We start from the raw sequence: 24,991 nt of genomic DNA on the forward strand, positions 1-24,991 counted from the left end.
GTCCACGCTCAGCCGCGCAGCTCGGGGAAGTCGTCCTCGTGGAAATCCCCGGTCGGACGCGCGTCGGCGGTGGCGTAGCCCGCGTCCTCGGCCTGCCGCAGCTCGACGCGGCGGATCTTGCCGGAGATCGTCTTGGGCAGCTCCGAGAAGGACAGGCGCCGGATCCGCTTGTAGGGCGCGAGGTTCTCGCGGGAGTGCCGGAAGATCTCCCGCGCGGTGTCGGCGGTCGGCTCGACGCCCGGGGTGAGGACCACGACGGCCTTGGGCACCGCGAGACGCAACGGGTCCGGCGACGGCACGACGGCCGCCTCGGCCACGAAGTCGTGCTCCAGCAGGACGGACTCGAGCTCGAACGGCGAGATGCGGTAGTCAGAGGCCTTGAAGACGTCGTCCGCGCGGCCGACGTAGGTCAGGTAGCCGTCCTCGTCGATGCTCGCCACGTCACCCGTGTGGTAGTAGCCGTCCCGCATGACCTCGGCGATCTTGTCCGGGTCGCCGTTGTAGCCCACCATCAGGCCGAGGGGGCGGTGAGCCAGGTCGAGGCAGATCTCGCCCTCCTGCACGCCGACCTCGCCGGTCGCGGGGTCGACGAGCCGCACGACGTAGCCGGGGGAGGGCCGTCCCATGGCGCCGGGCTTGACCGGCTGGCCGGGGGAGTTGGACACGGCGAGCGTCGTCTCGGTCTGGCCGAAGCCGTCGCGAACCGTTGCGCCCCAGCCCTTCTCGACCTGCTCGATGACCTCGGGGTTGAGCGGCTCGCCAGCCCCGACCACCTTGGTGGGAGGGTTCTGCAGACCACCCAGGTCGGACTGGATCAGCATGCGCCACACGGTCGGCGGGGCGCAGAAGCTGGTCACGCCGCACCGGTCCATGTGGTGCATGAGCGCCGCGGGGTCGAACCGCGTGTAGTTGTAGATGAACACGCACGCCTCGGCGTTCCAGGGGGCGAAGACGTTGGACCAGGCGTGCTTGGCCCACCCCGGCGAGGAGATGTTGAGGTGGATGTCGCCGGGCTCCAGGCCGACCCAGTACATCGTCGTGAGGTGCCCGATGGGGTAGGACGCCTGCGTGTGCTCCACCAGCTTGGGCTTGGAGGTCGTCCCCGACGTGAAGTAGAGCAGCATCGACTCGTCGCCGCGGGTCGGCACCTCCGGCGTGTACGTGTCGGGGGACGCGGCGGAGTCGGCATACGACGACCAACCGTCGACCGGCTCGCCCACGGCGATGCGGGTGTAGTCGCCGGAGACCCCGTCGAAGGTCCCCACGTCCTGCGAGCGGGCGATCGCGTGCTGCGCGCCGCCACGCTCGATCCGGTCGCGGACGTCCGCGGGACCGAGGAGGGTGGTCGTGGGGATGATGACGGCGCCGAGCTTGATGCAGGCGAGCATCGACTCCCACAGCTCGACCTGGTTGCCGAGCATGATGATCACGCGCTCGCCGCGCCGGACGCCCTGGTCCCGCAGCCAGCTCGCGACCTGCGCCGAGCGACGTGACATCTGCGCGAACGAGACCTTGGCCTCCGACCCGTCCTGCTCGACGATCCACAGGCAGGGCTTGTCGTTGCCCTCGGCGATCTGGTCGAACCAGTCGAGCGCCCAGTTGAACTCGTCGATCTGCGGCCAGGTGAAACGCTCCTTGGCGGCGGCGTAGTCGGTGCGCAGGTCCAGGAGCAGGTCCCGGGCCTCGCGGAAGGTCTCGGTCGCAGCGGTCATCGTCTCTCCTCGTCGAGTCGGATGTATGGCGGAAGCCTGCGACCAACGTAGGACGGGAGAGCGCGAGGTGGGGCCGCCGAATCGTTGAGCGGTCGCCGTGACCCGCCGGGCGGCTCGCGTCATGGACCGACCCGAGGTCGTCACGGCGACATGGCGTGCGAACCCAGGCGGACGTGCCTACCTCAGGTCGTCACGTCCGCCCGGCGGGCTGACCCGGGCGGACGTGCTTACCTGAGGGAGGTCAGACGGAGGAGGTGCGGCGCAGGATCTCGGTGAGCTTGTTGGCGCCGGCGACGACCGTGGCGGCGTGCAGGCGGCCGGGCTGGCGCGAGATGCGCTCGATGGCCCCCGAGATGGAGACGGCCGCAACGACGCGCCCCGAGGGGCCCCGGACGGGCGCGGAGACCGAGGCGACGCCGAGCTCGCGCTCGCTGACGCTCTGGGCCCAGCCACGGCGGCGGACGCCCGACAGGGTGGTGGCGGTGAACTTGGCGCCCTGCAGGCCGCGGTGCAGCCGGTCGGGCTCCTCCCACGCGAGCAGGACCTGCGCGGCGGACCCGGCGAGCATGGATAGGGAGGCGCCGACGGGGATGGAGTCGCGCAGGCCCATCGGGCGCTCGGCGGCGGCGACGCAGATGCGGTGCTCGCCCTGACGGCGGAAGAGCTGGGCGCTCTCGGAGGTGTGGTCGCGCAGCGCCCCGAGGACCGGGCCGGCGGCGGCGAGGAGGCGGTCCTCGCCGGCGGCGCTGGACAGCTCTGCGAGGCGGGGGCCGAGGACGAAGCGGCCCTGCATGTCGCGGGCGACGAGGCGGTGGTGCTCGAGGGCGACCGCGAGACGGTGGGCGGTGGGGCGGGCCAGGCCGGTGGCGGCGACCAGCTGGGCCAGCGTGGCCGGTCCGGCCTCCAGCGCTCCGAGCACGACGGCGGCCTTGTCCAGAACGCCGACTCCAGAAGAGTTGTCCATAGGGTGATACTGCCGTCTCGCAGCCTGAGACGCAAATCCGGAGCGGGTCGAGATGAGACAGCCTGCCAGGGAGAGGGGCGGTCAGCCCGTCCACGCAAGCCCATTCGCGCCGTCACAGCCAGCAAAGCCGGAGGAATCTCATGAGCGGCACCCTTGCCGAGAAAGTGTGGGACGCCCACGTCGTCCGCCGTGCTGACGGCGAGCCCGACCTGCTCTACATCGACCTGCACCTGCTGCACGAGGTGACCAGCCCGCAGGCCTTCGACGGGCTGCGGCTCGAGGGGCGCGCGGTGCGCCGCCCGGAGCTGACGCTCGCGACCGAGGACCACAACGTCCCCACCACACCGGGCCCGATCACCGATCCGGTGAGCCTGACCCAGGTCAACACTCTACGCCGCAACTGCGAGGAGTTCGGCATCCGCCTCTATCCCATGGGCGACGCCGAGCAGGGGATCGTCCACGTCGTGGGCCCGCAGCTCGGCCTGACCCAGCCCGGGATGACGGTCGTGTGCGGCGACTCGCACACCTCGACGCACGGCGCCTTCGGGGCGCTGGCCTTCGGCATCGGCACCTCCGAGGTCGAGCACGTCCTGGCCACCCAGACGCTGCCCCTCAAGCCCTTCCGGACCATGGCGATCAACATCGAGGGCGAGCTGCCCGACGGCGTCACGGCCAAGGACGTGATCCTCGCCGTCATCGCGGAGATCGGCACCGGTGGCGGTCAGGGCTACGTGCTGGAGTACCGCGGCTCCGCCATCCGCAGCCTGTCGATGGAGGCGCGGATGACCATCTGCAACATGTCGATCGAGGCGGGCGCGCGCGCCGGCATGATCGCCCCCGACGAGGTGACCTTCGACTTCCTCAAGGACAAGCCGCACGCGCCGCAGGGCGCCGACTGGGACGCCGCCGTCGAGGCGTGGACCTCGCTGCGCACCGACGACGACGCGACCTTCGACCACGAGGTCACGATCGACGCGACCCAGCTGTCGCCGTTCGTCACCTGGGGCACCAACCCCGGTCAGGGCCTGCCGCTGTCGGCGTCCGTCCCCGACCCCGAGCAGCTCGGTGACGACAACGACAAGGCCAACGCCCAGCGCGCGCTGGAGTACATGGGTCTGCGAGCGGGGCAGCCGCTCAAGGAGATCGCGGTCGACACGGTCTTCGTCGGGTCCTGCACCAACGGCCGGATCGAGGACCTGCGCGAGGTCGCCGGGGTCCTGGCCGGCCGTCAGGTCGCCGAGTCCGTGCGCATGCTCGTGGTGCCCGGCTCGGCCCGGGTGCAGCTGCAGGCCGAGGCCGAGGGCCTGGACGCGGTGTTCACCGCGGCCGGGGCCGAGTGGCGCCTGCCCGGCTGCTCGATGTGCCTGGCGATGAACCCCGACAAGCTGGCCCCGGGGGAGCGCAGCGCCTCCACCTCCAACCGCAACTTCGAGGGGCGCCAGGGCAAGGGCGGTCGCACGCACCTGGTCTCGCCGGCCGTCGCCGCCGCCACCGCCGTCCGCGGCACCCTGTCCAGCCCCGCCGACCTGGAGCCGGCCCGCGAGCCGGCCAGCCACTGAGGAGCCCGCCATGGATGCCTTCACCACGCACACCGGGGTCGGAGTCCCGTTGCGACGCAGCAACGTCGACACCGACCAGATCATCCCGGCGGAGTACCTCAAGCGGGTCACCCGGTCGGGCTTCGAGGACGGCCTCTTCGCGGCCTGGCGCAGCGACCCCACCTTCGTCCTCAACCAGGCGCCGTATGCCGAGGGCTCGGTCCTGGTCGCCGGACCCGACTTCGGCACCGGCTCGTCGCGCGAGCACGCGGTCTGGGCGCTGATGAACTACGGCTTCCGCGTGGTGATCTCGAGCCGATTCGCCGACATCTTCCGCGGCAACTCCGGCAAGGCGGGGCTGCTCACGGCCGTCGTGTCCCAGGGCGACGTCGACCTGCTGTGGAAGGCGCTGGACAACGACCCCGGCACCGAGATCACGGTCGACCTGCGGGACAAGACCATCACCTGCGGCGACATCGTCGCGCCGTTCGAGGTCGACGACTACACGCGCTGGCGGCTGCTGGAGGGGCTCGACGACATCGGCCTGACGCTGCGGCACGAGGACGCGATCGAGGCCTACGAGGCAGACCGGCCGGCCTACAAGCCCCGCACGACGGTCTAGCCGACGGGACCGCTCACCCGGACGGCGTAACGCCACGCCCGGTGGCGGACAACGGATTTCGAGGGTCGGGAGGCGCGTCCACGACAGTGTCGACGTGCCCCCGGCAGCGCTCCTCGGGGTCTCGGATCGGGGACGTCGAGGTGCGCGTCGCCACCTCGGTATACCGCGAAGTCGTTTGTCGATCAACAACTTCCACGCTGACCGGGTCAGCGGGTCGACCCCGTCGGGAAGGCCGGTGACCGGAGGTCCTGCCCTCACCCGGCCGTCGGCGCAGGCCGGTCTGCTGGGGTCAATGTCGTTGCCCTGCAACGACGCCAAGTTTGACAAACCGTGGACGCCGCGTCCGGTTGCCCCTACCGTCGATGCCAGGTCGAACGCCGTTGCCGTGCAGGGCTGTTGCGGCGAGCTGACCTGCGACGACCGGTAACCACCGGGCGTGCACCGGGATTCGTGGAGGAATCGTGAACAAGGCAGATCTGCTCGACGCCCTCGAGGACCGTCTGGGTAGCCGCAAGGCCGCGTCCGACGCGGTCGAGGCCCTCGTCGACGTCGTCATCCGTGAGGTGGCCAAGGGCGGCAAGGTCGGGATCACCGGCTTCGGCACCTTCGAGCGCGCCGCACGTGCGGCCCGCACGGGACGCAACCCGCGCACCGGTGAGTCCGTGCGCATCAAGAAGACCAACGTCCCGAAGTTCCGTCCGGGCACGCAGTTCAAGGACGTCGTCTCCGACCCCAAGAAGCTGCCGAAGGCCGGCGTCGCCGGCGCTCGCGCCAACTCCGCCTCGGCGCTCGGCGCCACCACGACCGCCGCCCCGGCCACGAAGGCCACCGCGAAGAAGGCCACCACCAAGGCGGCACCCGCCAAGCGCGCCAGCGCGGGCACGACGAGCAAGGGCACGACGGCCAAGAAGGCCGCCAGCACGACTGCCAAGAAGGTCACCAGCACGGCTGCCAAGGGCACGGCCAAGAAGACCTCCGCCGCCAAGGTCGCCACCCCGCGCCCCGCGGCCCGCTCCGCCGCCAAGAAGGCCGCCCCGAAGAAGTAGCGACCTCCGGCACCGCACAGCCCGACGAGGGGGCGCCACGATCGGTGGCGCCCCCTCGTCGTGCGTCGGCGTCCTGCCCCCTCTGCCTGCCCCAGGCAGGCAACCACCCACGACCGCCCCTCGGGACGGTCGCCGGGTTCGCGGTCCTCACGACGGTGGTGGCCTGGGCCCACGGGGCCGGGCACCTCGACGGACTGGTGGCCCTGGCCGGCACGGGATCCAGCACCGGGGACCTGCTGCGCGTGGCCGGGGTGACGGCGGTCGCTGCCAACGTCGTCAACAACCTGCCGGCCTACCTGGCGCTCGAGCCGGCGGGGGTGGGCGAACCCACCCGCCTAATGGCGGTGCTCGTCGGTGCGAACGTCGGTCCTCTCGTCACCCCCTGGGCCTCCCTGGCGACCCTCCTGTGGCTGCAGCGCTGCCGCACGGCCGGGGTGCGCTGGCGGCTGTGGCGCCTGGCGCTGGCGGGCGCCGCCTGCGCGGTCCTCGCCGTGACGGCCTCAGCGCTGGCCCTGGGCCTGCTGGGCGGCTGAGGGCTCGGGGGTCCCCAGCGAGAGGACCATGGCCGTATGCCGACCCACCCCGATCGCCGCCACGCGGGCCAGCGACGCCCGGTCGTCGACGTCCAGGCGGAAGCGCTCCGGCACCGGGCCGAGCGTCGTGAGGTCCACCGCACCGGCGCCGTGCCGGGCCGCCGAGCCGGCGCCGAAGGCCGGGTCCAGCGCGATCCCGGGCCTCGCCGTCAGCAGCACCGTCCCGGTGCCCTCGTGGTCGGGGACGTAGCCGCGGTCGACCCCCTCGGCCAGTCGCAGGGCGGCGGCCAGGTCGTCCGGGTGCATGCCGGGCACGTCCCCGAGCAGGGCGGCGACCCCGGGAGCGGGCAGGCCCGAGGCGGCGGCGCGCTCCTCGGCATACGAGGCACCGGCCCGCAGGGCCGCGTCCAGGCCGTCACCGGGGTCCGGCACCACGGGGATCTCCCACGCTTGCGCATGGGACTCGAGCGCGGCGTCCGAGGTGACCACGACCACCGCCGCGGCACCCAGGCAGTGCCGGACGGCGTTGATCGTGTCGAGGGCCAGGCTCATGGCGAGCAGGTTGCGCGGGACGCCGTCGGGCGGCTGGAGGCGGGACTTGCCCAGGCGGGTGTCCTTGACGGGGACGACGACTCGCCAGGGGACGGCGGGCGCGGGAGAGGTGTGAGCGGACATCACCTGCAGTCTGGCAGGCGCGGCGCGCGGTGCGCTGAGGTCGACAGCACGCGGGACGCTCCGCGAAGATGTGTCGGCGGGCCACCTGGCCGGGAGCTCCCGGCCGCCCGCCTGTCGAAGGGACTGACGTGGGTCGATCGCCGAGGGTGCGGCTGCCGTGGGCCTATCGCGTGTGCGTCGCGATCGCCAAGTCCGGCGTGGTGCCGCTGACGAGGCGGGACTGGCGGGGCGCTGAGCACCTGGACCGGCCAGGTGGTGTGGTGGTCTGCTGCAACCACGTGTCCCACCTGGACTTCATCATGCTGGCGCACTTCCTCTACGACAACGGGCGCCCGCCGTTCTTCCTGGCCAAGGACGCCGCGTTCCGGGTCCCGTTCTTCGGCCGGCTGATCGGGCAGGCCGGGCAGATCCCCGTCTACCGCAACACCGGTCGCGCGATCGAGGCCTACCGGGCGGCCATCACCGCCATCCAGCAGGGCAAGACCGTGCCGATCTATCCCGAGGGCACCATCACCCGCGACCCGCGGATGTGGCCGATGACCGGCAAGACCGGCGCCGCCCGCATCGCGCTGGAGACGGGGTGCCCGGTGATCCCGGTGGCGCAGTGGGGCGTCCAGGAGCTGCTGGCGCCCTACTCCGGCAAGCTGCGGCCGTTCCCCCGCAAGACGATGCGGGTGCTCGCCGGCCCGCCGGTGGACCTCTCCGACCTGCAGGGTCGTCCCGTCACCGGCGAGGTCGTCCGCGAGGCGACCGACCGCATCATGCGTGACGTCATCGGCCTCCTGGAGCAGCTGCGCGGCGAGACCGCCCCGCCGACCCGCTATGACATGCGCCGTCACGGGGAGTCCGAGTGAGCACCACCTCTCCCGCCCGGCGGGTCGCGGTGCTCGGGACGGGCAGCTGGGGGACGGCCTTCTCGATGATCCTGGCGGACGCCGGCAACGACGTCACCATGTGGGGTCGCCGCGCCGAGGTGACCGACGAGATCCGCCGGCACCACACCAACGGCCAGTACCTCCCCGGCCTGACCCTGTCCCGCCGCATCACCGCGACGGACGACGTGGCCGCGGCGCTCGACGGTGCCCAGGTCGTGGTGCTGGCAGTGCCGTCGCAGAGCCTGCGGGCCAACCTCGACGGGTGGCGTCCGCACCTGCCGGCCGACGCCCTGCACGTGTCCCTCATGAAGGGGATCGAGCTGGGCACCGGTCGACGCATGTCCGAGGTGATCTGCGAGGTCGGTGACGTCGACCCCGACCGCGTGTCGGTCGTGACCGGCCCCAACCTGGCGCGCGAGATCGTCCGCCGGGACCCCGCCGCCAGCGTCGTGGCGTCCACCTCCAAGGCCACGGCCGAGGCGGTGGCGCACGCCTGCGCGACCCCCTACTTCCGTCCCTACACCGAGACCGACGTCGTGGGGTGCGAGCTCGGCGGCGCGACCAAGAACGTCGTCGCCCTCGCCGTCGGCATGGCCGAGGGCCTGGGCATGGGCGACAACTCCAAGGCCTCGATCATCACCCGCGGCCTCGCCGAGACCACGCGGCTCGGCGTGCGGCTGGGGGCCAAGCCGCTGACCTTCTCGGGGCTCGCGGGCGTCGGCGACCTCATCGCCACGTGCATGTCGCCCCTGTCGCGCAACCACTCCTTCGGGGTCAAGCTCGGTCAGGGCATGACCGTCGACGAGGTCGTCGCCGAGACCCGCCAGGTCGCCGAGGGCGTCAAGTCCGCCGAGTCGATCCTGGCGCTGGCGCGCAGCGTCGAGGTGGACATGCCGATCGTCGAGCAGGTCGCTGCCGTGGTCCACGACGGGCGCGACCCCAGCGAGGTCGTCACGCAGCTGATGTCGCGGGCCCGCAAGGAGGAGCGCCGCTAGGTTCGAGGGGCCGGTCTCGCGCTGGCGAGGTGGTCTCGGGTTGCAGGGTGAGACGGGTGCGGCGACCCGAGTCAGCGGCGCGGGTGCCCGGTTCGGCGTCGCGCTGACGAGGTGGTCTCGGGTTGCAGGGTGAGACGGGTGCGGCGACCCGAGTCAGCGGCGCGGGTGCCCGGCTCGACGACGCGGGGCCAGGTGTCACACGCTGCGCAGTGCCTGGTCGAGGTCGCGCCACAGGTCCTCGACGTCCTCGATCCCGACCGACAGGCGGACGAGATCCTCGGGCACGACGACGGGCTCGTTGGCGTGACGGCGACGGCGCTCGAGCAGTGACTCCACCCCGCCGAGGCTCGTCGCGTGCGTCCACAGCCGGGTGGCGCGGCACACGCGGTCGGCGGCCTCTGCGCCGGCGACGATCTCGATGGACACGATCGCGCCCAGCCCCGGGTAGCGCACCCGGCTCACCGACGGGTGCTCGCCCAGCCGCCTGGCCAGCTCGGCGGCGCTCGCCGTCGCCCGCTCGACCCGCAGCGCCAGGGTGCGCATGCCGCGCAGCGCCAGCCACGTCTCGTGCGGTCCCGGGATCGCGCCGTGCAGGGTCCGGTGCGCGTGCAGCCGTTCGCCGAGCTCACGTCGGTCCGTGACGACGGCACCGAGGACGACGTCGGAGTGTCCCGCGAGGTACTTCGTCACCGAGTGGACGACGACGTCGACCCCGAGCTCCAACGGCCGCTGCACGATCGGAGTCGCAAAGGTGTTGTCGCACACCACGATCGCACCGGCGTCGTGGGCGGCCGCGGCGATCGCGGACAGGTCGGCCACCTCGAGCAGGGGATTGGTGGGGGACTCGAGCCACACCAGGTCGGCCCCCGGCAGCGCCGCGACCACCGCGTCCGTGTCGGCCGGGTCCACGCGACGCAGCTCGCGCACGGAGCCGTCCGCAGCCAGCGACGCGAGCAGCGACAGCGCCGTGTTGTAGGCCCCGTCCGGCGCCACGACGACCCCGCCTCGGGGGACGAGGGAGAGGGCGGCGGCCACGGCCGCCATACCGCTGGCGAAGGCGAGGCACCGGCCGCCCTCCAGCCCACCCAGGGTCTGCTCCAAGGCGTCCCACGTGCGGTTGCCGACGCGTCCGTAGCCCGGATCCGCGCCCGCGACATAGGTGCTCGACAGCTCGAGCGGCGGGTTGACCGGCGCGCCGGGCTCGTGCGCCGGGCGTCCGAGGGCGACGGAGCGGGTGGCCAGGGTCCAGTCCTCGTGCATGCCCACACCGTATGCCGAGAAGACCGACCGCACCGCCGTCAGGAGCCTCGGGGGCGCCAGGGCCTCAGGAGGGGAGGGCGCGGTAGTGGTAGCGGTGGTGCCGATGCCAGCCGAGGGCGTCGTAGAGGCTGGTGGCCGCGGCGTTGGTCTGGAGCACCTGCAGGTATCCGAAGCGGGCCCCCGACTCGCGCCCCGCACGGGTCAGCTCGCCCATGGCGCGACGTCCGATCCCCCGCCCGCGCACCGACTCGTCGACGACGAGCTCGGTGATGCCGCACCAGTCCTCGGTGACGACGAGCCGCGCCCGGGCCACGAAGCCCCCGCCGGACCGCAGCGTCAGGTAGCGCGCCGGGCACGCCGTGATGACGTCGACGGCGCGCGGGTGACGACCGTGCAGCGGGCTCTCGGGGGCGAGCCACTCCTCGTCGGGGTCGTCGGCCCAGGAGGCGGTCAGGTCGCCCAGCGGTGCGGGGTCCAGCGTGCGCAGGTCGGAGACGTAGGTGTAGGTCGGCGTCACCACGGCGTAGCCGCGGCGCGCGAGCACGGCGTCGACGTCACCGGCCGGGTCCTGAGGTCCCGTGAGGGGATAGGCGAGCTGGAAGCGGGCCGAGGTCTGGCGCTCGGCGTAGAACGCCTCGACCCGCGTCACCGCCTCCTCGATCGGCAGGCCAGGATCCCCGGCGACCAGGGCGGAGTTGGCGCGCCCCGTGTAGCCCGCACCCGCCCGCAGCAGCCACCCGCCGAGGCGGTGCTGCTCGAGACCTGGCCAGCCGCGAGCGGCGAGCCGCTGGACGTCGTCGATCGAGGAGGTCGGGCGGACGACGCGGGGCGGCACCTCGCGGGCCGCCCGCACGTCCGCCACCGCCACGGTCTCGGGGCCACGGTCCTCGGGCAGCAGCGTCCACGTGCCCGCGTCCGCACCGACGAGGACACCCACCACGTCGCGGGCCGCGGTGCCGGTGGCCCCGCCGTCGGCGACGGGGTGGGCGGTGGCCACGCGGACGGCATACCGCCGCCCGGGGAGCACGTGGGGGAGAGGCATGCCGCCACTCTCCCACGAGCGTCGGTCAGGTCAGGGGCACGCGGCGGTAGACGAGGACGTCGCGGGAGCCCTTCTTGGCCTTGGGGTCGACGGTCATCGAGAGGTACTCGTCCGCGGCGGCCTCGCCGTCGACGGTGATGCGGTGGATCCTCGGTGCCGGCGTGGTGAGCCCGTAGCGCTGCAGCCAGACCGACCCGGCGGTCAGCGGGTAGTCGTCGTTGAACACGTGCGAGTCGCCGTCCAGGAGGTAGGTCGCCCCGCCGAAGCGGTTGGACTCCTCGGTCAGGGCCTTGATGACGGGGACGAAGGCGCTGTTGGTGTCGAGGCTCCAGGCCTTCTGGGTCACGTCGAACATGTCGGCCTGCATCCCGATGACGACCGCCTTGGCCTTGGTGCGGCGCGCCTCGGCGTAGGTCGCCCGGATGTGCGTGACGGCCGCGGCGGTGCGGTCGACCGCCTCCGCGAGCTGCTGCGGCTTGGTGGTCGTCCTGCCGGTCCATGGCAGGAAGCCGTTGTTGGAGCCGACGACGTGGGCCGTGGCGAACTGCACCTCGGCGCGGGACCACATGACGTTCTCGGGGAAACCGAGAGAGGTCTGGGCGTTGACGTACATCGGGTGCTTGCCGAGGGTCGTGCCTGGCTGCGGGTAGAAGACCGAGCGGACCTTGGCGAGCCGCTCCAGCGGGTCGAAGCCACCGGCGGCGGGACGGTGGCAGTCGGTCCACTCGTTGTCCCCGGGGGTGAGGACCACCGGGTCCTCGAGCCGGTCGAGCTGCCCTCGCATCCAGGTGAGGTACGCGTCGGAGCACGGCGACGAGCCGTTCTTGATGTCGCCGACGTGCATGACCAGCTGGACGTCCTTGTCGGCGTTGATGCGGTCCACGTCCTGCGGGAAGCGGGCGATCATCTCGGCGCCGTAGGGCGTGTCCCCGATGACGGCGAACGTGTAGAGCCGCTGGTGGCCCTTGCCACGCCCCTGTGCCTGGACCTGTCGCTGGTCCTTGGCCTGCTCCTTGACCTGGTCCCTGCCGGTGCCGTCCTGTCCGGCGCCGTCCTGCCCGGCGACCGCGGGCGCGCCGAGGGACAGGCAGAGGGTGAGGGCGCCGAGACCGGCGAGGGCGTGACGGGTGCGCATGGCGGACCTCCGGGGGAGTCTGGTCGGATCCCCGCAGCCTGCCTCGGCGAGGTGACGGGCCGCCGTCGGGTGGGCGACGGGCAGGCCAACAGGGGGAGGCGCCGGTCAGCCGTGGGGTGGGATCAGCCCAGCTCGAGCGACGGACGGTCCGGCGTGGCGAGGGTCAGGACGGCCTCCTCGACCATCTCGTGCGTCCGCAGCTCGTCGCCCAGCCGGTCCAGGGTCACGGCGAGGTCGTGCTCGGGGGCGTCGCCCGTCAGGTCGACGGCGGCCACCAGGAAGACCTTCTGCGGGCCGACCCACTCGAGGTGCAGGTAGGTCACGCGCTCGATCTCGGGGTGCCCGAGCAGGGCGGTGAGGGCCTTGCGTCGGACGTCGGGCGACACCGCCTGCCCCGTGAGGAAGTCGCGGTTGCGGTCGATGAGGAAGATCGCGACGATCCCGAGAAGGACGCCCACGAGGATCGAGCCGACGGCGTCCCACACCGGGTTGCCGGTCAGCTCGTGCAGCAGGATGCCCAGCGCGGCGAGCACGATGCCGATGAGCGCCGCGCTGTCCTCGGCGACGACGGCGCGCAGGGTGGGGTTGGGCGTGCCCCAGATGTAGCGGGCCGCCGACAGGCCGCGGGCCCGGGCCTCGCGTCGCGTCTGCCGCATGGCCTGCAGCCAGGAGATGCCCTCGAGGACGAAGGCGACGGCCAGCACGACGTACGCCAGCAGGTAGTCGGTCTCGGCCTCCTCGGTGGTCAGGGAGGTGATGCCGTGCCAGATGGAGACGATCGAGCCGGCCGTGAACAGGCCGAACGCCGCGAACATGGACCAGACGTACGCCTCGCGGCCGTAGCCGAGGGGGTGCGAGCGGTCGCGAGGGCGCCCCGACTTGCGCTCGGCCAGCAGCAGGAAGATCTCGTTGCCGGCGTCCGCCCACGAGTGTGCCGCCTCGGCGACCATCGACGCGGATCCGGTGATGACCGCCACCACCGTCTTGGCGACCGCGATCAGGGCGTTGGCGCCGAGGGCGACGAGGACGGTGACCAGGCTGTCCCCGCCCTGGTGCTCGGTGGGGGCGGCGTTGTCGGAGGCGCTCATGGGCCCAGTCTGCACCGGGGAGTCAGGTGCAGCGGCGACCGGTCGAGGGCAGAGACCGGACGGCGTCCGCGAAGACCCCGACCCGCAGGGGAGCGGGTGCGTAGCGCTCGGGGACGAGCACCTCGATCGCGGGGTCCGTGCCGTATGACGTCAGCCGCGTCCCGTCCGTCAGCGGCTGCACGACCCAGTCCGTCCCGCTGACGTCGATGCACTGGCCGGCGCTGGGCGGCTGCGGAGCCAGGCCGCAGCGGGCGATGATCGCGGGCGATCCCCAGGCCGTCGCGCTCCGGGCGCCCACGACGTCGTCTCGGCGCTCCTGACCGGCCACCGTGACGGGCCAGTGCTCCCGGGCCGCCACGCAGGCTGCCGACGTGTCGGCGGGGCCGGCGACCACCTCGACCGGCCGCGGACGCAGCAGGAGCAGCGTCACGGCCACCGCTGCGAGAGCGCAGACGGTGGCCGTGACGAGGATGCGTCGGTCGAGCAGACCCTGCACGGTCTCCTGCTCAGCCGTGGACGACGGTGCAGGTCAGGGTGCGGGTGATGCCCTGGATGTCCTGGATCTTGGCGATGACGAGCTGGCCGAGCTCGTTGACGTTCTCCGCCTCGACCCGGGCGATGACGTCGTAGGGTCCGGTGACCTCCTCGGCCTTGACCACGCCGTCGATGGCGCCGACGGACTCGGAGACCTGGGACGACTTGCCGACCTCGGACTGGATCAGGATGTAGGCCTGGACCATCGAATCCTCCACTCGTTCTAGGTGACCGCCGCGTCGCTGCGGCGGGTGCGGGACCAAGGGTGGTGCCGCTTCGCGACCACGGTAGCGTGTCGCTCCCGAAGGCCCGCACTGGAGGTCGCATGTCAGAAGCCCACGCCGAGGACGGACCGCGCCTTCGGGACCTCTCCGAGGAGGACCTGCTCGACCGGATCTTCCCCTACTTCGTCCAGTCCGAGGATGTCCTGGTGCCGCCCGGTGACGACGCCGCCGTCCTGCGGGCGCCGACCGGCTCCGTGGTCGCGACCACCGACACGATGGTGCTGGGGCACGACTGGCGCGACGAGTGGTCGACGCCGGCCGAGGTCGGGTCCAAGCTCGTCACGCAGAACGTCGCCGACATCGCCGCGATGGGCGCCCGCCCGACCGGGCTCCTGGTCACCCTGGCCGCGCACGGTGACCTGCCGGCCCGGTGGGCCGAGGAGTTCTCGCAGGGGGTCGCGTCCCAGGCCGAGCGGTATGACGTGAGCGTCGTGGGCGGGGACCTCTCAGGGGCGCCCGACGGCGTGGTGATGGTCTCGATCACGGCGCTCGGCGACCTGGAGGGCCGCGACCCGGTGCTGCGGTCAGGGGCGCGGGTCGGCGACGTCCTGGCCGTCCACGGGTCCCTCGGCTGGTCGGGGGCCGGCTGGTGGCTCTACGACCAGGGGGAGACGGATCCCGGCAGCCCCCGGCCATACCCCACGGGCGAGGAGCCCCCTCCGGGATGGCACGAGCAGAGCGCCCGGAGCGTCCTCATGTGGTTCCACCGCACGCCGGTGACCTCCGTCTCCTCGGGGGTCGTCGCCTCGCTCGCGGGCGCCACCGCGATGATGGACGTGTCCGACGGCCTGGTGCGTGACGCCGGCCGGATCGCCCGGGCGTCCGGGGTCCGCATCGACCTCGACCGCACGAACCTCGAGCGGGACTTCGTGGACCCGCCGCTGACGGACGTGCTGCCGCTCGACGTGGCGTGGTCGCAGGTGCTGACCGGGGGCGAGGAGCACTCGCTCCTCGCAACCTTCCCTGCCGACAGCCCGCTGCTGCGGGACCAGAGCGACCCGGACGGGCACTGGTGGGTCGTCGGCCGGGTCGTGGAGGCGGACGACGCGCGGCCGCGGGTCACGCTGGACGGCGAGGCGATCCAGGGGCAGGGGTGGGACCACTTCGCCGGGTGACCGCCGAGATCGCTGCTCGGGTCGGCCACTCCAGCGGACCGACCGACGCCGGACGGCGCAGGGTGCGACGCCAGGTCAGCAGAGCGACGGCGATGACCGTGACGTGCGCGAGGTAGAGCCACCAGGGGTCCAGGCCCGGCCAGGCGTCGAGGGCGACCTCCGTGCCGGGCAGCATCAGGACGTGCAGGGCGTAGGCGGACAGGGTCATCGACCCCACGTCCGCGGCGGCCCGCACGACCAGGGATCCCCGCACCCGGTCCGAGCGGCACAGGCCCAGCACCCCGGCGAGCACCAGCAGCGCCAGGCCGCCGCTGACGAGCAGGCTGGGCGTCGAGGGCAGGTAGGCCCCCACGAGCGAGAGCCGATCGAGGTCGTCCGGCAGGGCGGACTCCTCCAGCGCCGCCTGCTGCTCCGCCTCGAGCAGGGCGGTCCGGCCGGTCAGGACGAGCGCGAGGATGCTCCCGACCCGCCCCACGAGCACCAGCCCGAGCCCGGTCAGGGCGAGGGCGGCGGGCCGGGCCGGCCGACCGTCGCCGGGCAGGTAGGCCCGCGCCGCGAGGACGCCGAGCAGCCCGAGCACCGTCCACAGCAGCGCAGGGTAGGACGTGGCGACCAGCAGGGTGGCCAGCGCGTGGGTCGGGTCCTCCAGGTCGCTCCACGCCACGTCGGGGTGCCAGGGGCCCTGCATCTCGCCCCGCGCGAGGTGGGCGAGCACGGGTGCGACGAGGGCGATGCCCACAGCCACCGCACCCACGACGACGGTGCTGCGACGGGCCGCCCAGGTGACCGCCAGGGTCACCACGGCGAGGTTCACGAGCACGATGGCGGCCCGGGTCTCGAGCTCGGCGAGGCTGAGCCCGACGACGGCGAGGGCGGTGGCCCGGACGGCGCCGGCGGCGACGGTGGACCCACGACGGTGGGCGGTCGAGCCGAGCTGCGCGCCGACGCCGACGAGCACCGCGAACAGCACCGCGTGGACGTCCCACAGGATCGCGCTCGCCAGGCCGCCGACGAGGTGGTTGACGAGGATGCCGAGCAGGGCCAGGCAGCGCGCGACGTCCACGGCGACCACGCGGGTCGTGGCGCTCGGCATACGGTCTCCTGCGGGTCGCTCAGGTATGACGCCGAGGGCGGCTCTCCCGGTGGAGAGCCGCCCTCGGCGGTCGTGCGGTGCTGGTGTCAGCGCTTGACCTTGCCCGCCTTGAGGCAGGAGGTGCAGACGTTGAGACGCTTGGGGGTCACACCCGCGTCGCCGACCAGAGCCTTGACACGCTGGATGTTGGGGGTCCAGGTGCGCTTGGTGCGACGGTGCGAGTGCGAGATGCTGTGACCGAAGGACGGTCCCTTGCCGCAGACATCGCAGTTGGCAGCCACGGTGATCTCCTACATTCGTTGACAGTCGGGGTGCGCCCCGACGAGCACGCCGACGGCGCGGAAGTGGTGGGGCAACCGCTCTAGCGTAGCCGACCCGAGGGGCAGGCACCAAACCTGGGCCTCGGGGTCCGGCAGCACGCGACGGTGAGCGGTGTTCGTCGATGGTCTGCGCTGGGCGGCGAAGGTCAGCCCGGGGCGGCGAGGGCCTGTCGGTGCGCTCGCGTAGGCTCAGCGCGAGCCGAGGGCCGAGGGCCGAGTGACGACCGATACCGAGGGAGCCGCACGTGGGTGAGGAGCAGCGCCGCGAGCCTCGCGATCCACTGCGGGTGCTCGACCGCCACGCCCTGCGTCTGTGGGCGGTCCGGTCCCGGGCGGCGCTCGCGGAGCGGCGCGAGGAGATCGATGCCCTCAACGTCTTTCCCGTCCCGGACGGCGACACCGGCACCAACATGTTCCTCACGCTCGACTCCGCCGTGGAGCGCTCGGTCGCCGCGGAGCCCGAGGAGGAGCTCACCACCTTCGCCCGTGCCGCCGTGCTCGGGGCCCGCGGCAACTCCGGGGTCATCGTCAGCCAGCTGGTGCGGGGGCTGCTCGACGTCGTCGAGCGTCCGGCGCACCACGGCGGGGCGGACGCCGGTGTGGTGGCGCAGGCCTTCCGGCGGGCCTCGGACCTGGCCTACGACTGCGTCGGTGACCCCACCGAGGGCACGATCCTCACCGTCGCCCGCAGCGCCGCCGAGGCGGCCGAGGCGCGCGCCCGGCAGGCGCAGGCGACCCTCAGCGCCGTGGTGGACGCCGCCGTCACCGCGGCCCGCGCGGCCCTGGACCGCACGCCCACCCAGCTCGCCGCGCTGCGGACGGCCGGGGTCGTCGACGCCGGAGCGTCCGGCCTCGTCACGGTCCTCGACGCGCTCAAGCGGGTGGTCGACGGCGGTGAGTCCGGCCCCGGCGACCCCGGCGCCGCCGCCATGGAGGCGGACCGCCTGTCAGCGCTCGCCCGGGAGGCCCACGACGACGGGCCGGACGTGGGGGAGGACTACTCCGGTCCCCAGCACGAGGTGATGCTGGTGCTCCACCTGGCCTCGCCCGACGGCGTGGTCGCCCTGAGGTCGTCGCTCGCCGCGCTCGGCGACAGCGTCGTGGTGGCGGTCGACGGCGACCTGGCCCGTGTGCACGTGCACGCCGACGATCCCGACGCCGTGCTCCGGGTCGCCGACGACGCCGGCGCCGTGTCGGCCGTCACGGTCACCGACCTGCACGCCCAGGCGGCTGCTCTCCGGGAGAGCCGCGGCACCGCCGGCGCCGTCGCCGACCAGGACGGGCCTCTGGTCGTGGCCTGCACCGACGGGCGGGGGCTGCGCGAGCTCTTCGTCGCCGAGGGCGCCCTGGTGGTGCCGAGCAGCCCGGGAGCCCGGGCCAGCGTCGGCGCCATCGTCGACGAGGTCCAGGCGCACCCCGGGCGCCCCGTGGTCCTGCTCCCCAACGACCCCGACGTGCTGCTCACCGTCACGAGCGCGGCCGACGAGCTGGCCGCCGCCCGCCGCGAGGTGCACGTCGTGCCGTCCCGGTCCGACGTCGCCGGGCTCGCCTGCCTCGCTGTCCTCGATCGCGGGGCCCCGGCGGCCGAGGCGGCCGAGGCGATGCGGGCCGTCGTCGACGAGGTGCGCAGCGGTGCGGTCGCCCGGGCCACGCGTGACGCGGCGACGGCTGCGGGTCCCTGCCGGGCGGGTGACCTGCTCGGCATCGTCGAGGGCGACATCGTCCTGGTCGGCGACGCCATGGACGAGGTCGCCGTCGACCTCGTCGACCACCTGCTGCAGCAGGGCGGCGAGCTGGTCACCCTCGTGACGGCGGGGCTGTCCGACGCCGATGTCGCGGTCGTGCGCAAGCACCTCGCCACCCGGTGGCCCGACGTGGAGGTGGGCGTCCACGCGGGCGGGCAGGCGGCATACCTGTTGCTGGTGGGGGTCGAGTAGGTGGCGGGGGAGACGACCTGGGTCGACCGGGAGGGCGCGGACCGCGCCGGACCGGGCAGCAGCCTGCGCTCGCTGCTCGGCAAGCGCACCGCCGACCCGCTGGACAAGGTCGGCCTGGTCACGGCGGCTGACCTGCTGGGGTGGTACCCCCGGACCTATCTCGAGGCCAAGCTGTCCACCACCCAGCTGCACGAGGGGGAGCACCTGGTCGTGGTCGCGGAGGTGCTCCGCGCCGCCGTCGCGCCGATCCGCTCCAACCCCCGCAAGAAGCTGCTGCGCGCCACCGTGACCGACGGCACGACCGAGATCGACCTCACCTTCTTCAGCCACTGGGGGCCGGCCAAGGACCTCACCCCCGGCACGCTGGCGGTGTTCTCGGGCAAGGCCGGCACCTTCAACGGGCGCTGGCAGCTGTCGCACCCGGACTACCAGGTCATCCAGGACTCCGTCCGGCACCAGCAGATCCTCCCGGTCTACCGAGCCGTGGACAAGCTGACCTCGTGGCAGATCGGCACCGCCATGGGCATCGTGCTCGACGCCGTCGGCGACCTGGAGGATCCCGTGCCGGACGAGCTGCTCCGCCGCCACGGGCTGTGCGACCGGGCCACCGCGATCCGGCTGATCCACCAGCCCCGCACCTGGGGCGACCTCGAGACCGCTCGTGCTCGGCTGCGCTACGACGAGGCGCTGGTGCTGCAGACCGCGCTGGTCCAGCGACGGCTGACGGCGGCCGCGGACGAGGGAACGGCCCGGCCCGGACGGCCCGGGGGTCTGCTCGACGCGTTCGACGCGGCCCTGCCGTTCCCGCTCACGGAGGGGCAGCGGATCGTCGGCGAGGAGCTGGCCCACGACCTGGCCTCCCCGGTCCCCATGCACCGGCTCCTGCAGGGCGACGTGGGCTCCGGCAAGACCGTCGTGGCGCTGCGCGCTATGCTGCAGGTCGTCGACTCCGGGGGGCAGGCCGCCCTGCTCGCCCCGACCGAGGTGCTCGCCGCCCAGCACGACCGCTCCATCCGCGCCATCATGGGCCCGCTGGCCGAGGCGGGCCTGCTGGGCGGGGCGGACGACGCCACCAGGGTGGTGCTGCTCACCGGGTCGATGAGCACCGACGCCCGGCGCCGGGCCCTGTCCGAGGCGGCCTCCGGCCAGGCCGGCATCGTCATCGGCACGCACGCGCTGATCCAGGAGGCCGTGCAGCTGGCCGACCTCGGGCTCGTCGTCGTGGACGAGCAGCACCGGTTCGGCGTCGAGCAGCGAGATGCGTTGCGCGCCAAGGCTGCTCGTCCGCCGCACGTCCTCGTCATGACAGCGACCCCGATCCCTCGCTCGGTGGCCATGACGGTCTTCGGCGACATGGAGACGGCGGTCCTGCGCGAGCTGCCGGCCGGACGCTCGCCCATCACCACGCACGTGGTGCGGCAGGGGGACGGCACGTGGATGGCCCGCATGTGGCAGGTCGTGGCCGACGCCGTGGCCGCAGGCCGTCAGGCCTATGTCGTGTGCGGACGGATCGGTGACAGCGACAGCCCGAGCGGCGACGAGACCGAGGACGGCTTCGTCGAGGTGGGGCCCTCGGCGGGCGCCGGGGCCGGCGGTCCAGATGGCGCCGACGGCGCTGACGGCATCGACGGCGCTGACGGCATCGATCCCGGCGGCACCGACGAGGCCACGGCACGGCCGCCCGCGGTGAGCCTCCTGCAGGCCTACGACCTGCTCCTGCACGCCACCCCGCAGCTCCAGGGCGTGCGGTTCGCGCTGCTGCACGGGCGTCTCTCGGGCGAGGAGAAGGACGCCGTCATGCGCCGCTTCGCCGCCGGCGAGATCGACGTGCTGGTCGCCACGACGGTCATCGAGGTGGGGGTCGACGTCCCCAACGCGACGGTGATGGTGGTGCTGGACGCCGACCGGTTCGGGATCAGCCAGCTGCACCAGCTGCGCGGCCGGGTCGGACGTGGACAGCACGCCGGCACCTGCTTCCTCGCCACCCCGGTCGACCCGAGCGGTGACCCCGAGGGCCGGCCCGTGGCGTGGCAGCGGCTGCAGGCCGTCGCCGGCACGACGGACGGCTTCGCCCTGGCCGAGCAGGACCTCGAGCTGCGCGGCGAGGGCGACGTGCTCGGGGCCAGCCAGAGCGGGCGCCGGCGCCGCATCCGCATGCTCCGCCTCGCCAACCCCCGCGACGTCGAGCTGATCGCCGAGGCTCGTGACGACGCCCAGGCCCTGCTGCGCGACGACGTCGCCCTCACGGCCCACCCCCGGCTGGCGGCCTGGCTCGCCGACACGCTCGACGACGAGAGCGCGGCCTACCTCGAGCGTGGCTGACCGTAGGCTGCCCGCGTGACCAGGATCATCGCCGGCAGCGTCGGGGGCAGGCGCATCAGCACCCCCACCGGCCGCGGCACCCGCCCCACGAGCGACCGGGTGCGCGAGGCGGTGTTCTCCCGTCTCGACCACCTCGACGTCCTCACCGATGCCCACGTCGCCGACCTGTATGCCGGGTCCGGGGCGCTCGGGCTCGAGGCGGCCTCGCGCGGTGCCGCGAGCGTCCTGCTGGTCGAGCACGACCGGTCGGCGGCGCAGGTGGTGACCCGCAACGCCGCGGAGCTCGGGCTTCGCGACGTCACCGTCCGCCGGGACACCGTGGAGCGCGTCCTCGCCGGGCCTCGAGCAGGGCAGCCCTTCGACGTCACGCTGGTCGATCCGCCATACGACCTGTCCGAGGAGGCCCTCGCGGCCGTCCTGGCCCGTCTGGTCGAGGGCGACTGGCTCGCCGCGGACGCGATCGTCGTGGTCGAGCGGTCCTCCCGCTCGCCCGAGCCCACCTGGCCGCAGGGGCTGGTCGCGCTCGACGAGAAGCGGTACGGCGAGACCGTCGTGTGGTACGCCGAGCGGGGGTAGGTTTCACCGCATGACCACCCCGATGACGACGGACGACGAGTCCCCGAGGCCGACGGTCGAGGACGGGAGGACGCCATGAGCGCGGTGCGCCGCTGCATCTGCCCCGGCTCCTACGACCCGGTGACCCTCGGGCACCTGGACATCGTGGAGCGGGCCACCGGCCTCTACGACGAGGTGGTGGTGGGCGTGCTCTACAACCCCGCCAAGGCCGACTCGGGGATGTTCTCGATCGACGAGCGGGTGCGTCTGGTCGAGGAGTCCGTCGCCCACCTGCCCGGCGTGACCGTCGGGGCCTACTCCGACGGGCTGCTCGTCGACCTGTGCACGAGGCTCGAGATCGGGGCCGTCGTCAAGGGCCTGCGGTCCGGCACGGACTTCGCCTACGAGCTGCCCATGGCCCTCATGAACAAGCACCTCACCGGCATCGAGACGGTATTCCTGCCAGGGAACCCCGCCTTCGAGCACGTGTCGAGCTCGCTGGTCAAGGAGGTATGGCGCCTCGGCGGCTACGGCCTGGACCTCGTCCCGGAGCCGGTGGCGAGGGCGTTGCGGGCGCGCGGAGCCTGAGCCGCCGGCGCGGTGCGGGGTGCAGTGAGGCTGGACGGGTCGTCGCATTTGGGGCAGCCCGCCACGTCCGGTAGTCTGGTGCGTCGGTCTGTGTGCTGGTATCTCGATGCCTGCGACGGACCGGCAGCACCGATGTGCGCGGCCCGGACGGGACGTGCCGTCACCATCCTCGACCGCTCGGACTGGAGCCATGCCCCGACTCGACCCCCGCTCGCCCCTGGTGTTCGACACCCGGGAGCTCGGTCGTCGCCCCGGGTCCATGCACCCTGAGCAGCGCGTCGTGGAGGCTCCGGAGGATCTCGGGACCGACGTCATCGCCGTCGCGCCCGGCACCCCCGTGGACCTCGACCTGCGCTACGAGTCCGTGCTCGAGGGCGTCCTCGTGACCGGCACCATCACCACCACGGCGACCGGCGCCTGCGTGCGGTGCCTGGACCCGGTGACCCTCCCCGTGGAGGCCACCTTCCAGGAGTTGTTCGCCTACGCCGAGCGTGCTGCTCGACACGAGCAGGTGGCGGCGGACGACGAGGACGACGACGTGCGTGAGCTCGAGGGCGACCTGCTCGACCTCGAGCCGGTGCTGCGGGACGCAGTGGTGCCCACCCTGCCGTTCCAGCCGGTGTGCCGGGCCGACTGCCCAGGGCTGTGCTCCGAGTGCGGAGCCCACCTGGCGGAGGATCCGGACCACCACCACGAGGTGCTCGACCCCCGGTGGTCGGCCCTGCAAGCTCTGACCAGCAACGAAGAGAAGAGGAACTGACGTGGCTGTCCCGAAGCGGAAGATGTCGCGCTCCAACACCCGTTCGCGTCGCGCGAACTGGCGCACCACGGCGACCGCCCTCACGGCGTGCCCGCAGTGCCGCTCGATGAAGCAGCCGCACATGGCCTGCCCGTCCTGCGGTTCCTACAACGGTCGTCACTACGCGGCCGCGGAGCGCACCGAGCTCCAGGGCTGATCGGGGTCGCCGAGCGCATGAGCACCACATCACGCGCCGCGACCGGTCCGGAGGGTTCGCAGCAGCGGCCCGTCGGCGCCCTCGTCGACCACCTCGCGCAGGTGGTCGGAGAGCGCGTCGACGAGTCGCTGCTGTCGCGTGCCCTGACGCACCGGTCGTACGCCTACGAGCACGGCGGCCTGCCCCACAACGAGCGCCTGGAGTTCCTGGGCGACTCGGTGCTGGGGCTCGTCGTCACCGACACCCTCTATCGCACCCACCCCGACGAGGCCGAGGGCCAGCTGGCCAAGCTGCGCGCCGCCGTCGTCAACATGCGAGCCCTCGCCGACGTCGCGCGCGGTCTCGACCTCGGGGCCTACCTGCTGCTCGGACGCGGCGAGGAGAGCACCGGGGGTCGTGACAAGACCTCGATCCTCGCGGACACGACCGAGGCCGTGATCGGCGCGGTCTACCTGTCCTGCGGCTCGGACGCCGCGTCGACGCTGGTCCACCACCTGCTCGACCCGCTCATGGCGTCCTCGGCGCGGATGGGGGCGGCCCTCGACTGGAAGACCTCCCTGCAGGAGCTGACGTCGACACTCGGGATCGGCGTCCCGGAGTACTCCCTCACCGACGAGGGCCCCGACCACCTCAAGGTGTTCACGGCCCAGGCGGTCGTGGGCACCGAGGTCCTTGGAGAGGGCGTCGGACGGTCCAAGAAGGAGGCCGAGCAGAAGGCCGCCGAGGTGGCGTGGACGGCGCTCAGCTCGCGAGCCACCTCGCCGACGGCCGACGACTCGGTCGCCACGGACGCGGACGGGACCCCCTCCGGGGAGATCCTCGAGCGCGGCTGACGAGGCCGTATGCCGGAGCTCCCCGAGGTCGAGGTGGTCCGCCGGGGCCTCGCCGAGCACGTGGTCGGGCGACGGCTCGCCGACGTCAGCCTGCGCGGAACCCGCGTCGCCCGCCGGCACACGCCGGGTCCACGCGACCTGGAGGACCGGCTGCGCGGTCGGCTGGTGCGGTCCGCCGAGCGGCGCGGCAAGTACCTCTGGCTCGTGGTCGAGGACGAGGGCGGGGACGCGGACGCGCTGATCCTCCACCTCGGGATGAGCGGTCAGCTGCTCGTCGAGGAACCCGACGCGCCGCCGGAGAAGCACCTGCACGCGACCTTCGACCTCGTCGGGCCGTCGGGTGAGCCGGCGCGTCAGCTGCGCTTCGTCGACCAGCGCACGTTCGGCGGGCTCGCCTGGTCCGAGCTCGTCGCTGGAGGGCGGGCGTCCGGCATACCGGAGTCCATCGCCCACATCGCCCCCGACCCGCTCGAGCCGGCCTATGACCAGGCTGCCGTGGTGCGCCGGGCTAAGGCGCGGCAGGTGGCGGTCAAGCGGGCGCTGCTCGACCAGGGGCTGGTGAGCGGAATCGGCAACATCTATGCGGACGAGGCGCTGTGGCGCGCGCAGGTCAACGGGCTGCGGGACACGGCATCGCTCACGAAACCGACGCTGGCTCGGGTCCTGGACCACGCGGCCGAGGTCATGCGCGAGGCCCTGGAGCAGGGCGGGACCAGCTTCGACGCGCTGTACGTCAACGTCAACGGGGCGAGCGGCTACTTCGACCGGTCGCTGAACGCCTATGGGCAGCAAGGTCGTTCGTGCGGGCGGTGCGGGACACCCATCCGTCGGGAGCCGTTCATGAACCGCTCCAGCCACTACTGCCCTCGGTGCCAGCCGAGGCCGCGGGATCGGCGCGCCGGCGGCGATCCCACCGTTCGCAGCTAGCCCCTCCGACCTCACCAGACGTTCACTGAGCGTTCAGCGATG

The 24,991-nt window shown here is 73.1% G+C and carries 26 protein-coding genes; 15 read left to right on the forward strand and 11 right to left on the reverse strand.

Going from position 1 to position 24,991, the window contains the following annotated elements; translation table 11 throughout:
• Positions 1–8: 8 nt before the first annotated feature.
• Positions 9–1,712 (reverse strand): AMP-binding protein, encoded by a 1,704-nt coding sequence (locus B4K29_RS15310; RefSeq protein ID WP_239262754.1) that lies wholly within the window; start codon positions 1,710–1,712, stop codon positions 9–11.
• A gap of 241 nt (positions 1,713–1,953) precedes the next feature.
• The gene (locus B4K29_RS15315; RefSeq protein ID WP_019287958.1) at positions 1,954–2,676 is read right to left on the reverse strand and encodes an IclR family transcriptional regulator; all 723 of its coding nucleotides are present in this window, start codon (positions 2,674–2,676) and stop codon (positions 1,954–1,956) included.
• Between the two features lie 140 nt (positions 2,677–2,816).
• Here B4K29_RS15315 and leuC point away from each other — a divergent pair, with 140 nt between their 5' ends.
• The 4 genes from leuC (at position 2,817) to B4K29_RS15335 (ending at position 6,415) form a co-directional block, all read left to right on the forward strand.
• Positions 2,817–4,235, forward strand: coding sequence for a 3-isopropylmalate dehydratase large subunit (gene leuC / locus B4K29_RS15320; RefSeq protein ID WP_286956461.1), 1,419 nt, complete (start codon positions 2,817–2,819; stop codon positions 4,233–4,235).
• Between the two features lie 10 nt (positions 4,236–4,245).
• Complete coding sequence (leuD, locus tag B4K29_RS15325) at positions 4,246–4,836, forward strand: 3-isopropylmalate dehydratase small subunit (RefSeq protein ID WP_019287956.1); 591 nt, start codon at positions 4,246–4,248, stop codon at positions 4,834–4,836.
• Between the two features lie 461 nt (positions 4,837–5,297).
• The gene (locus B4K29_RS15330) at positions 5,298–5,882 is read left to right on the forward strand and encodes an HU family DNA-binding protein (protein WP_286968038.1); all 585 of its coding nucleotides are present in this window, start codon (positions 5,298–5,300) and stop codon (positions 5,880–5,882) included.
• Positions 5,883–6,037: 155 nt separating this feature from the next.
• Entirely contained in the window at positions 6,038–6,415 is a 378-nt protein-coding gene (locus tag B4K29_RS15335; protein WP_286968040.1) for an ArsB/NhaD family transporter, read from the forward strand.
• Here B4K29_RS15335 and cofC read toward each other — a convergent pair.
• Positions 6,383–7,090, reverse strand: a complete 708-nt coding sequence (cofC, locus tag B4K29_RS15340) for a 2-phospho-L-lactate guanylyltransferase (protein ID WP_286956481.1) — start codon at positions 7,088–7,090, stop codon at positions 6,383–6,385. The two genes, B4K29_RS15335 and cofC, sit on opposite strands and share 33 nt — an antisense overlap.
• Before the next feature lie 128 nt (positions 7,091–7,218).
• Here cofC and B4K29_RS15345 point away from each other — a divergent pair, with 128 nt between their 5' ends.
• Both B4K29_RS15345 and B4K29_RS15350 read left to right on the forward strand, forming a co-directional pair.
• On the forward strand, positions 7,219–7,944 hold the full coding sequence (locus B4K29_RS15345) for a lysophospholipid acyltransferase family protein (RefSeq protein WP_037215760.1): 726 nt from the start codon (positions 7,219–7,221) through the stop codon (positions 7,942–7,944).
• Positions 7,945–8,009: 65 nt separating this feature from the next.
• Positions 8,010–8,960, forward strand: coding sequence for an NAD(P)H-dependent glycerol-3-phosphate dehydrogenase (locus B4K29_RS15350; protein ID WP_239262766.1), 951 nt, complete (start codon positions 8,010–8,012; stop codon positions 8,958–8,960).
• 195 nt (positions 8,961–9,155) lie between these two features.
• Here B4K29_RS15350 and B4K29_RS15355 read toward each other — a convergent pair whose 3' ends face one another.
• From B4K29_RS15355 to B4K29_RS15380, 6 genes are all read right to left on the reverse strand, one after another.
• Complete coding sequence (locus B4K29_RS15355; RefSeq protein WP_286968041.1) at positions 9,156–10,220, reverse strand: trans-sulfuration enzyme family protein; 1,065 nt, start codon at positions 10,218–10,220, stop codon at positions 9,156–9,158.
• A 64-nt stretch (positions 10,221–10,284) separates the two neighbouring features.
• On the reverse strand, positions 10,285–11,262 hold the full coding sequence (locus B4K29_RS15360; RefSeq protein WP_286956500.1) for a GNAT family N-acetyltransferase: 978 nt from the start codon (positions 11,260–11,262) through the stop codon (positions 10,285–10,287).
• A 25-nt stretch (positions 11,263–11,287) separates the two neighbouring features.
• Positions 11,288–12,397 carry a metallophosphoesterase family protein gene (locus tag B4K29_RS15365; protein ID WP_286968042.1) on the reverse strand — a complete coding sequence of 370 codons (1,110 nt, stop codon included), beginning with the start codon at positions 12,395–12,397 and terminating at the stop codon, positions 11,288–11,290.
• Positions 12,398–12,519: 122 nt separating this feature from the next.
• Positions 12,520–13,485: a cation diffusion facilitator family transporter gene (locus B4K29_RS15370; protein WP_034253124.1), complete on the reverse strand. Its 966-nt coding sequence runs from the start codon at positions 13,483–13,485 to the stop codon at positions 12,520–12,522.
• A 22-nt stretch (positions 13,486–13,507) separates the two neighbouring features.
• The gene (locus B4K29_RS15375) at positions 13,508–13,981 is read right to left on the reverse strand and encodes a DUF3515 family protein (RefSeq protein WP_286968043.1); all 474 of its coding nucleotides are present in this window, start codon (positions 13,979–13,981) and stop codon (positions 13,508–13,510) included.
• 10 nt (positions 13,982–13,991) lie between these two features.
• Positions 13,992–14,225, reverse strand: coding sequence for an Lrp/AsnC family transcriptional regulator (locus B4K29_RS15380; protein WP_019287944.1), 234 nt, complete (start codon positions 14,223–14,225; stop codon positions 13,992–13,994).
• A 119-nt stretch (positions 14,226–14,344) separates the two neighbouring features.
• On the opposite strand from B4K29_RS15380, the gene thiL reads away from it, so the two are divergent.
• A complete protein-coding gene (thiL, locus tag B4K29_RS15385; protein ID WP_286956519.1) occupies positions 14,345–15,418 on the forward strand; it encodes a thiamine-phosphate kinase in 1,074 nt (357 codons plus the stop codon).
• Here the strand turns inward: thiL and B4K29_RS15390 are convergent.
• Both B4K29_RS15390 and rpmB read right to left on the reverse strand, forming a co-directional pair.
• Positions 15,363–16,511: a DUF418 domain-containing protein gene (locus B4K29_RS15390; protein WP_286968044.1), complete on the reverse strand. Its 1,149-nt coding sequence runs from the start codon at positions 16,509–16,511 to the stop codon at positions 15,363–15,365. The genes thiL and B4K29_RS15390 overlap by 56 nt on opposite strands.
• An 86-nt stretch (positions 16,512–16,597) precedes the next feature.
• Positions 16,598–16,792: a 50S ribosomal protein L28 gene (gene rpmB, locus B4K29_RS15395; RefSeq protein ID WP_019287942.1), complete on the reverse strand. Its 195-nt coding sequence runs from the start codon at positions 16,790–16,792 to the stop codon at positions 16,598–16,600.
• Positions 16,793–17,076: 284 nt separating this feature from the next.
• Between rpmB and B4K29_RS15400 the strand changes: the two genes are divergently transcribed.
• From B4K29_RS15400 to mutM, 8 genes are all read left to right on the forward strand, one after another.
• On the forward strand, positions 17,077–18,768 hold the full coding sequence (locus B4K29_RS15400) for a DAK2 domain-containing protein (RefSeq protein WP_239262725.1): 1,692 nt from the start codon (positions 17,077–17,079) through the stop codon (positions 18,766–18,768).
• The gene (locus B4K29_RS15405) at positions 18,769–21,090 is read left to right on the forward strand and encodes an ATP-dependent DNA helicase RecG (RefSeq protein ID WP_239262722.1); all 2,322 of its coding nucleotides are present in this window, start codon (positions 18,769–18,771) and stop codon (positions 21,088–21,090) included.
• Between the two features lie 15 nt (positions 21,091–21,105).
• Positions 21,106–21,666, forward strand: coding sequence for a 16S rRNA (guanine(966)-N(2))-methyltransferase RsmD (gene rsmD / locus B4K29_RS15410; protein WP_286956540.1), 561 nt, complete (start codon positions 21,106–21,108; stop codon positions 21,664–21,666).
• Between the two features lie 75 nt (positions 21,667–21,741).
• Complete coding sequence (coaD, locus tag B4K29_RS15415; protein WP_019287938.1) at positions 21,742–22,233, forward strand: pantetheine-phosphate adenylyltransferase; 492 nt, start codon at positions 21,742–21,744, stop codon at positions 22,231–22,233.
• A 190-nt stretch (positions 22,234–22,423) separates the two neighbouring features.
• On the forward strand, positions 22,424–22,993 hold the full coding sequence (locus tag B4K29_RS15420) for a YceD family protein (protein ID WP_029211940.1): 570 nt from the start codon (positions 22,424–22,426) through the stop codon (positions 22,991–22,993).
• 1 nt (position 22,994) lies between these two features.
• Entirely contained in the window at positions 22,995–23,189 is a 195-nt protein-coding gene (gene rpmF, locus B4K29_RS15425) for a 50S ribosomal protein L32 (protein WP_019287936.1), read from the forward strand.
• Positions 23,190–23,206: 17 nt separating this feature from the next.
• Positions 23,207–24,022: a ribonuclease III gene (gene rnc, locus B4K29_RS15430; RefSeq protein WP_019287935.1), complete on the forward strand. Its 816-nt coding sequence runs from the start codon at positions 23,207–23,209 to the stop codon at positions 24,020–24,022.
• A gap of 9 nt (positions 24,023–24,031) precedes the next feature.
• Positions 24,032–24,949 (forward strand): bifunctional DNA-formamidopyrimidine glycosylase/DNA-(apurinic or apyrimidinic site) lyase, encoded by a 918-nt coding sequence (gene mutM / locus B4K29_RS15435; protein WP_239262717.1) that lies wholly within the window; start codon positions 24,032–24,034, stop codon positions 24,947–24,949.
• The last annotated feature ends 42 nt before the right edge of the window (positions 24,950–24,991 follow it).

It is taken from the genome of Arsenicicoccus sp. UBA6765, assembly GCF_002453335.1.
GTDB lineage: Bacteria > Actinomycetota > Actinomycetes > Actinomycetales > Dermatophilaceae > Arsenicicoccus > Arsenicicoccus bolidensis.

What these genes read in the sequence shown, in the direction of transcription:
- B4K29_RS15350 (WP_239262766.1), top strand. Translation starts at nt 8,010, where the DNA reads ATGATCCTGGCGGACGCCGGCAACGACGTCACCATGTGGGGTCGCCGC.
- mutM (WP_239262717.1), top strand. Translation starts at nt 24,032, where the DNA reads ATGCCGGAGCTCCCCGAGGTCGAGGTGGTCCGCCGGGGCCTCGCCGAG.
- B4K29_RS15380 (WP_019287944.1), bottom strand. Translation starts at nt 14,225, where the DNA reads ATGGTCCAGGCCTACATCCTGATCCAGTCCGAGGTCGGCAAGTCGTCC.
- cofC (WP_286956481.1), bottom strand. Translation starts at nt 7,090, where the DNA reads ATGTCCGCTCACACCTCTCCCGCGCCCGCCGTCCCCTGGCGAGTCGTC.
- B4K29_RS15420 (WP_029211940.1), top strand. Translation starts at nt 22,424, where the DNA reads ATGCCCCGACTCGACCCCCGCTCGCCCCTGGTGTTCGACACCCGGGAG.
- B4K29_RS15370 (WP_034253124.1), bottom strand. Translation starts at nt 13,485, where the DNA reads ATGAGCGCCTCCGACAACGCCGCCCCCACCGAGCACCAGGGCGGGGAC.
- leuD (WP_019287956.1), top strand. Translation starts at nt 4,246, where the DNA reads ATGGATGCCTTCACCACGCACACCGGGGTCGGAGTCCCGTTGCGACGC.
- B4K29_RS15310 (WP_239262754.1), bottom strand. Translation starts at nt 1,712, where the DNA reads ATGACCGCTGCGACCGAGACCTTCCGCGAGGCCCGGGACCTGCTCCTG.
- leuC (WP_286956461.1), top strand. Translation starts at nt 2,817, where the DNA reads ATGAGCGGCACCCTTGCCGAGAAAGTGTGGGACGCCCACGTCGTCCGC.
- thiL (WP_286956519.1), top strand. Translation starts at nt 14,345, where the DNA reads ATGTCAGAAGCCCACGCCGAGGACGGACCGCGCCTTCGGGACCTCTCC.
- coaD (WP_019287938.1), top strand. Translation starts at nt 21,742, where the DNA reads ATGAGCGCGGTGCGCCGCTGCATCTGCCCCGGCTCCTACGACCCGGTG.
- rnc (WP_019287935.1), top strand. Translation starts at nt 23,207, where the DNA reads ATGAGCACCACATCACGCGCCGCGACCGGTCCGGAGGGTTCGCAGCAG.
- B4K29_RS15355 (WP_286968041.1), bottom strand. Translation starts at nt 10,220, where the DNA reads ATGCACGAGGACTGGACCCTGGCCACCCGCTCCGTCGCCCTCGGACGC.
- B4K29_RS15315 (WP_019287958.1), bottom strand. Translation starts at nt 2,676, where the DNA reads ATGGACAACTCTTCTGGAGTCGGCGTTCTGGACAAGGCCGCCGTCGTG.
- B4K29_RS15365 (WP_286968042.1), bottom strand. Translation starts at nt 12,397, where the DNA reads ATGCGCACCCGTCACGCCCTCGCCGGTCTCGGCGCCCTCACCCTCTGC.
- B4K29_RS15390 (WP_286968044.1), bottom strand. Translation starts at nt 16,511, where the DNA reads ATGCCGAGCGCCACGACCCGCGTGGTCGCCGTGGACGTCGCGCGCTGC.
- B4K29_RS15360 (WP_286956500.1), bottom strand. Translation starts at nt 11,262, where the DNA reads ATGCCTCTCCCCCACGTGCTCCCCGGGCGGCGGTATGCCGTCCGCGTG.